General features: G+C 74.5%; 6 protein-coding genes. All 6 read left to right on the plus strand.

Annotated elements, in window-relative coordinates; all coding sequences use genetic code 11:
* Window positions 1–113: 113 nt before the first annotated feature.
* The gene (locus ACFWPT_RS33055) at window positions 114–1,043 is read left to right on the plus strand and encodes a Rossmann-like and DUF2520 domain-containing protein (protein WP_380486305.1); all 930 of its coding nucleotides are present in this window, start codon (window positions 114–116) and stop codon (window positions 1,041–1,043) included.
* Window positions 1,044–1,193: 150 nt separating this feature from the next.
* Complete coding sequence (gene panC, locus ACFWPT_RS33060) at window positions 1,194–2,099, plus strand: pantoate--beta-alanine ligase (RefSeq protein WP_380486283.1); 906 nt, start codon at window positions 1,194–1,196, stop codon at window positions 2,097–2,099.
* A 103-nt stretch (window positions 2,100–2,202) separates the two neighbouring features.
* Complete coding sequence (gene panD, locus ACFWPT_RS33065; protein ID WP_380375893.1) at window positions 2,203–2,652, plus strand: aspartate 1-decarboxylase; 450 nt, start codon at window positions 2,203–2,205, stop codon at window positions 2,650–2,652.
* Window positions 2,653–2,668: 16 nt separating this feature from the next.
* Window positions 2,669–4,342 (plus strand): L-aspartate oxidase, encoded by a 1,674-nt coding sequence (locus tag ACFWPT_RS33070; RefSeq protein WP_380486285.1) that lies wholly within the window; start codon window positions 2,669–2,671, stop codon window positions 4,340–4,342.
* A gap of 4 nt (window positions 4,343–4,346) precedes the next feature.
* Window positions 4,347–5,318, plus strand: coding sequence for a carboxylating nicotinate-nucleotide diphosphorylase (nadC, locus tag ACFWPT_RS33075; RefSeq protein WP_063348830.1), 972 nt, complete (start codon window positions 4,347–4,349; stop codon window positions 5,316–5,318).
* A gap of 29 nt (window positions 5,319–5,347) precedes the next feature.
* Window positions 5,348–6,133, plus strand: a complete 786-nt coding sequence (locus tag ACFWPT_RS33080) for a type III pantothenate kinase (protein ID WP_063348829.1) — start codon at window positions 5,348–5,350, stop codon at window positions 6,131–6,133.
* Window positions 6,134–6,296 lie beyond the last annotated feature (163 nt).

The raw sequence follows: 6,296 nt of genomic DNA on the forward strand, positions 1-6,296 counted from the left end.
CGGAACGAGGAGCTAAGGACGAGGGCCGGGCCGTGAACACGTCCGACAGTGCCGACCACGCCGCCGACGGCGGGTTCGCCCCGCTCGCCGACGGCTTCGGCGATCCGAGCCACCTGAACGACCCGCGCCACCCGAGCTACCCCGACGACCCGGCCGACCCCGGCAACCGCCCGGCCCGGCTGGCCGTCGGCGTGGTCGGCACCGGCCGGGTCGGCCCGGCACTGGGCGCCGCCCTGCAGCTCGCCGGGCACACCGTGGTCGCCGCCTCCGGGGTGTCCGCCACCTCCCGCCGCCGCGCCGAGGCACTGCTGCCGGGGGTGCGGATCGTCACCCCGCCGCAGGTGCTGGCCGCCGCCGACCTGGTGCTGCTCACCGTGCCGGACGACACGCTGGCCGACCTGGTGGCCGGCCTCGCCGCGACCGGCGCCGTCCGCCCCGGGCAGCTGCTGGTGCACACCTCCGGCGCACACGGCGTCGGCATCCTGGAGCCCGCCACCCGGGCCGGGGCGCTGCCGCTGGCGCTGCACCCGGCGATGACCTTCACCGGCACCTCCGTCGACCTGGACCGGCTGGCCGGCTGCCCGTTCGGGGTGACCGCCCCCGAGGAGCTGCGGCCGGTCGCCGAGGCGCTGGTGGTGGAGATGGGCGGCGAGCCGGAGTGGGTGCCGGAGCAGGTCCGCCCGCTCTACCACACGGCCCTCGCGCACGGCGCGAACCACCTGGTCACCCTGGTCGCGCAGGCGATGGACCTGCTGCGCACGGCCGGCGTCGCCGAGCCCGGCCGGCTGCTCGGCCCGCTGCTCGGCGCCGCCCTGGACAACAGCCTGCGCTCCGGCGACGCGGCCCTCACCGGCCCGGTCGCCCGGGGCGACGCGGGCACCGTGCGGCGCCACCTGGCGCAGCTCAGTACGGTGTCCCCGGACATCCCGGCGGCCTACCGCGCGATGGCCCGCGCCACCGCGCAGCGGGCGGTGGCGAACGGAACCCTCGCGACCGACTCTGCGGCCGCTGTGCTGGATGCTCTCAACGAGGAGAATCGCTAGTGACTCCTCCCCGGCCTGAGCCGGGGCTTCTCACTCGGTCGCCAGAGCGACCTCATGACGGACAAGCCCTGCCCGGTGCGTTACTGCACGGGACGGAGCGTAACAAGGCGGCGGAACCTCGCGCAGCCGAATGAGCGAAGGAGTGCAGGAATGGCGGGCAAAGCCCAGCGAAACAAGCCCCAGCGGGCGCCGAAGGTCCACCGGGCCGTCGTCACCCGCACCGTGGACGACTTCGAGGCCGCGTTCTGGCCGGACGAGCGCCCGGTCGACAACGCCGTCGTGATGACCATGGGCGCGCTGCACGAGGGCCACGCCGCGCTGATCCGGGCCGCCCGCAAGCAGGTCGGCCAGGAGGGCCGGGTCGCGGTGACGGTCTTCGTCAACCCGCTGCAGTTCGGCCCGGCCGAGGACCTGGAGCGCTACCCGCGCAGCCTGGACGAGGACGTGAAGCTGGCCGAGGAGAACGGCGCCGACGTGGTGTTCGCGCCCTCCGTCGACGAGGTGTACCCGAACGGCCGGCCGCAGGTGCGCCTGTCGGCCGGCCCGATGGGCGAGCGCTTCGAGGGCGCCACCCGCCCCGGCCACTTCGACGGCGTGCTGACCGTCGTCGCCAAGCTGCTGCACATCACCGACCCGGACTTCGCGTTCTTCGGCGAGAAGGACGCGCAGCAGCTCGCGATCATCCAGCGGATGGTCGCCGACCTGGACTTCGACGTCGAGGTGGTCGGGGTGCCGACCGCCCGCGAGGAGGACGGGCTGGCGCGCTCCTCGCGCAACCGCTACCTCTCCGCCGACGAGCGCGAGCAGGCCCTCGCCCTCTCCAAGGCGCTGTTCGCCGGCCGGGACGCCGCCGCCCAGGGCCCGAAGGCCGTCCGCGAGGCCGCCTCGGCGGTCCTGGACGCGGCCGAGGGCATCACCCTCGACTACCTCGCCCTGGTCGACCCGCACGACTTCAGCGAAGCGGCGGACGACTTCCAGGGCGCGGCGGTGCTGGCCGTCGCCGCGACGGTGGGTTCCACCCGCCTGATCGACAACGTCCACGTCATCTGCCGCTAGGTCCTGTCCGGCCGGACAGGACCTGGGCAGCCGGCCACCCGGCACGGACCCGTTCGGTAAGAGCTCCCCTTTAGGCATGCACTCACAGGAGGCGTGACCCGCAATGCTCCGCACCATGCTCAAGTCCAAGATCCACCGGGCCACCGTGACCCAGGCCGACCTGCACTACGTCGGCTCCGTCACGGTGGACGAGGACCTGCTCGACGCCGCCGACCTGCTCCCCGGCGAGCTGGTCCACATCGTCGACATCAACAACGGCGCCCGGCTGGAGACCTACACCATCGCCGGCCCGCGCGGCTCCGGCGTGATCGGCATCAACGGCGCCGCCGCCCGCCTGGTCCACCCCGGCGACCTGGTCATACTCATCGCCTACGGGCAGATGGACACGGCCGAGGCCAAGGGCTACGCACCGAGCATCGTCTTCGTGGACGAGCGGAACCGGATCACCGGCCTGGGCGGCGACCCCGCCGAGGCCCCGGAGGGCACCGGACTGCTCCGCGGCGACGAGGCGTACGGTGACGGCAACGGCGCGGCCCCGACCGCCGCGCGCTGAAGGAGCCACTGACGCCATGTCCGCCACGCACCGCCTCACCGCCCCGGCCCCCGGCTGGACCGCCACCACCGACGTGGTCGTGGTCGGCTCCGGGGTGGCCGGCCTCACCGTCGCCCTCAACGCCCGCAAGGCCGGTCTGCGGACCATGGTGGTCACCAAGGCGATGCTGGACGACGGCTCCACCCGCTGGGCCCAGGGCGGCATCGCGGCCGCCCTGGGCGAGGGCGACACCCCCGCGCAGCACCTGGACGACACCCTGGTGGCCGGCGCCGGGATCTGTGACGAGGAGGCCGTGCGCACCCTGGTCACCGAGGGCCCGGACGCCGTCCGCCGGCTGATCGCCGTCGGCGCCGCCTTCGACCGCGGCACCGACGGCGAGATCCTGCTCACCCGCGAGGGCGGCCACCACCGCCGCCGGATCGCGCACGCCGGCGGGGACGCCACCGGCGCCGAGATATCGCGAGCCCTGGTGGAAGCCGTCCGCAGCGACCCCGGCGTCGAGCTGATCGAGCACGCCCTCGTCCTCGACCTGCTCACCGACGCCGACGGGCACGCCGCCGGCCTCACCCTGCACGTGATGGGCGAGGGCCAGCGCGACGGCGTCGGCGCCGTCCGGGCCCGCGCGGTGGTGCTCGCCACCGGCGGCATGGGCCAGGTCTTCTCCGCCACCACCAACCCGGCGGTCTCCACCGGCGACGGCGTGGCGCTCGCCCTGCGGGCCGGCGCCGCCGTCACCGACCTGGAGTTCGTCCAGTTCCACCCGACCGTGCTCTGGCTCGGCCCGGAGGCCGAGGGCCAGCAGCCGCTGGTCTCCGAGGCGGTCCGCGGCGAGGGCGCCCACCTGGTGGACGCGCACGGCACCCGCTTCATGCTCGGGCAGCACGAGCTGGCCGAACTGGCCCCGCGCGACATCGTCGCCAAGGCGATCACCCGGCGCATGCAGGAGCAGGGCGCCGAGCACATGTACCTGGACGGGCGGCACTTCGGCGCCGAGATGTGGGAGCAGCGCTTCCCGACCATCCTCGCCTCCTGCCGCGCGCACGGCATCGACCCGGTCACCGAGCCGATCCCGGTCGCCCCGGCCGCGCACTACGCCTCCGGCGGCATCCGCACCGACCGGCACGGCCGCACCAGCGTCCCCGGCCTGTACGCCTGCGGCGAGGTCGCCTGCACCGGGGTGCACGGCGCCAACCGGCTGGCCTCCAACTCGCTGCTGGAGGGCCTGGTCTTCGCCGAGCGGATCGCCGCCGACCTCGCCGACCGGCACCGCCACGGCGCGCTGCCCGAGCGCGCCGTGGACGTCGCCGCCGCCCGCGCCGCACGGCCGGTGCCGCTGCCCGCCTCCGAGTCGCGCGCCGAGATCCAGCGGCTGATGTCGCGCGGCGCCGGCGTGCTGCGCTCGGCCGCCTCGATGGCCGGCGCCGCCGCCGGGCTGGCCCTGCTCGCCGAGCAGGCCCACGCGCACGTCGCCGAGGAGAAGCCCGCCGACCCGCGGGTGGAGACCTGGGAGGCCGCCAACCTGCTGCTGGTCTCCACCGCGCTGGTCGCGGCCGCCGCGCAGCGCGAGGAGACCCGCGGCTGCCACTGGCGCGAGGACTTCCCCGAGCGCGACGACGCCCACTGGCGGCGCCACCTGATCACCACCCTCACCGCCTCCGGCGACCCCGTCAGCACCCCTGAGGAGCAGTAGAACCATGACCCACTCCCACGAGGAACTCCCCCTGGCCGACGCCCAGGGCGGCTGCGGCGACGGCTGCGCCTGCGGGGACGGCGAGGGCTACGAGACCGGCCTGGACCCGCAGTTGGCCGAGCTGCTGGAGCAGGCCGGACTGGACCCGATCGAGGTCGAGGACATCGCCACCCTGGCGCTGGCCGAGGACCTGGCCGGCGGCGAGGACGTCACCTCGGTGGCCACCGTGCCCGCCGAGGCCGTCGCCACCGCCGACTTCACCGCCCGCCAGGCCGGTGTGGTGGCCGGCCTGCGGATCGCCGAGGCGGTTGTCTCGCTGATCTGCGAGGAGGAGTTCGAGGTCGAGCGGCACGTCCAGGACGGCGACCGGGTCGAGGCCGGCCAGGTGCTGCTGTCGGTCCGCTCCCGCACCCGCGACCTGCTCACCGCCGAGCGCAGCGCGCTCAACCTGCTCTGCCACCTGTCCGGCATCGCCACCGCGACCCGCGCCTGGGCCGACGCCCTGGAGGGCACCGGCGCCGTCGTCCGGGACACCCGCAAGACGACCCCGGGCCTGCGCGCGCTGGAGAAGTTCGCGGTGCGCTGCGGCGGCGGCGCCAACCACCGGATGGCCCTGTCCGACGCCGCCCTGGTCAAGGACAACCACGTGGTCGCGGCCGGCGGCGTCGCCGAGGCCTTCCGGGCCGTCAAGGCCGCCTACCCCGACCTGCCGGTCGAGATCGAGGTCGACACCCTGGAGCAGATCCCGCCGGTGCTGGCGGCCGGGGCCGACCTGATCCTGCTGGACAACTTCACCGTCCCGCAGCTGAAGGAGGCCGTCGAGCTGGTGGCCGGCCGGGCGAAGCTGGAGGCCTCCGGCGGCCTGACCCTGGCCACCGCGCGCGAGGTCGCCCAGACTGGTGTCGACTACCTGGCGGTGGGCGCGCTCACCCACTCCTCGCCGATCCTGGACATCGGCCTCGACCTGCGCGCCTGACCCTCGTCCCGACTCGCAGAAAGCGCCCCATGCTCCTCACCATCGACGTCGGCAACACCCAGACCACGCTCGGCCTGTTCGACGGCGAGGACGTGGTGGAACATTGGCGGATCTCGACTGATTCGCGCCGCACGGCCGATGAACTGGCAGTGCTGCTACAGGGGTTGATGGGCAACCACACCGCGGTCCGGGAGGCCGCGGTGGAGGGCCTGGCGATCTGCTCGTCCGTTCCCGCCGTGCTCCACGAGCTGCGCGAGGTGACCCGCCGCTACTACGGCGACGTCCCCGCGGTGATCGTGGAGCCCGGCGTGAAGACCGGGGTGCACGTCCTGATGGACAACCCCAAGGAGGTCGGCGCCGACCGGATCGTCAACGCCCTGGCCGCCAACCACCTGTACGGCGGCCCGTGCATCGTGGTCGACTTCGGCACCGCCACCACCTTCGACGCCGTCAACGCCCGCGGCGACTACGTGGGCGGCGCGATCGCCCCCGGCATCGAGATCTCGGTCGAGGCGCTCGGCCTCCGCGGCGCCCAACTGCGCAAGATCGAGCTGGCCAAGCCCCGCAACGTGATCGGCAAGAACACCGTCGAGGGCATGCAGTCCGGCATCCTGTACGGCTTCGCGGGCCAGGTCGACGGCCTGGTCGACCGGATGGCCAAGGAGCTGTCCAAGGACCCGGACGACGTCCAGGTGATCGCCACCGGCGGACTGGCCCCCCTCGTCCTCGGCGAGGCCTCCACCATCGACGTGCACGAGCCCTGGCTCACCCTGATCGGCCTGCGCCTGGTCTTCGAGCGCAACCGCCCGGCCTGACCGGCCCCCAGGACCCACCGTCGGCGCCCCCCGGTCCGTCCGGGGGGGGGCGGCCGGCGGCCGACCCCCCCCCCCCCCCCGGTGAGCCCCGTCGAGGCGGTGGACACACCCGCCGCCCACCCCGTCTGACGCAACCACAAGTTCAACATACGCCACCACCCCC

The sequence above is a fragment of the Kitasatospora sp. NPDC058478 genome (assembly GCF_042720345.1).
Classification (GTDB): domain Bacteria; phylum Actinomycetota; class Actinomycetes; order Streptomycetales; family Streptomycetaceae; genus Kitasatospora.

Excerpts from the sequence above, each read along its gene's own strand:
- nadC (WP_063348830.1), top strand. The coding sequence starts at position 4,347 with ATGACCCACTCCCACGAGGAACTCCCCCTGGCCGACGCCCAGGGCGGC.
- panC (WP_380486283.1), top strand. The coding sequence starts at position 1,194 with ATGGCGGGCAAAGCCCAGCGAAACAAGCCCCAGCGGGCGCCGAAGGTC.
- panD (WP_380375893.1), top strand. The coding sequence starts at position 2,203 with ATGCTCCGCACCATGCTCAAGTCCAAGATCCACCGGGCCACCGTGACC.
- ACFWPT_RS33070 (WP_380486285.1), top strand. The coding sequence starts at position 2,669 with ATGTCCGCCACGCACCGCCTCACCGCCCCGGCCCCCGGCTGGACCGCC.
- ACFWPT_RS33080 (WP_063348829.1), top strand. The coding sequence starts at position 5,348 with ATGCTCCTCACCATCGACGTCGGCAACACCCAGACCACGCTCGGCCTG.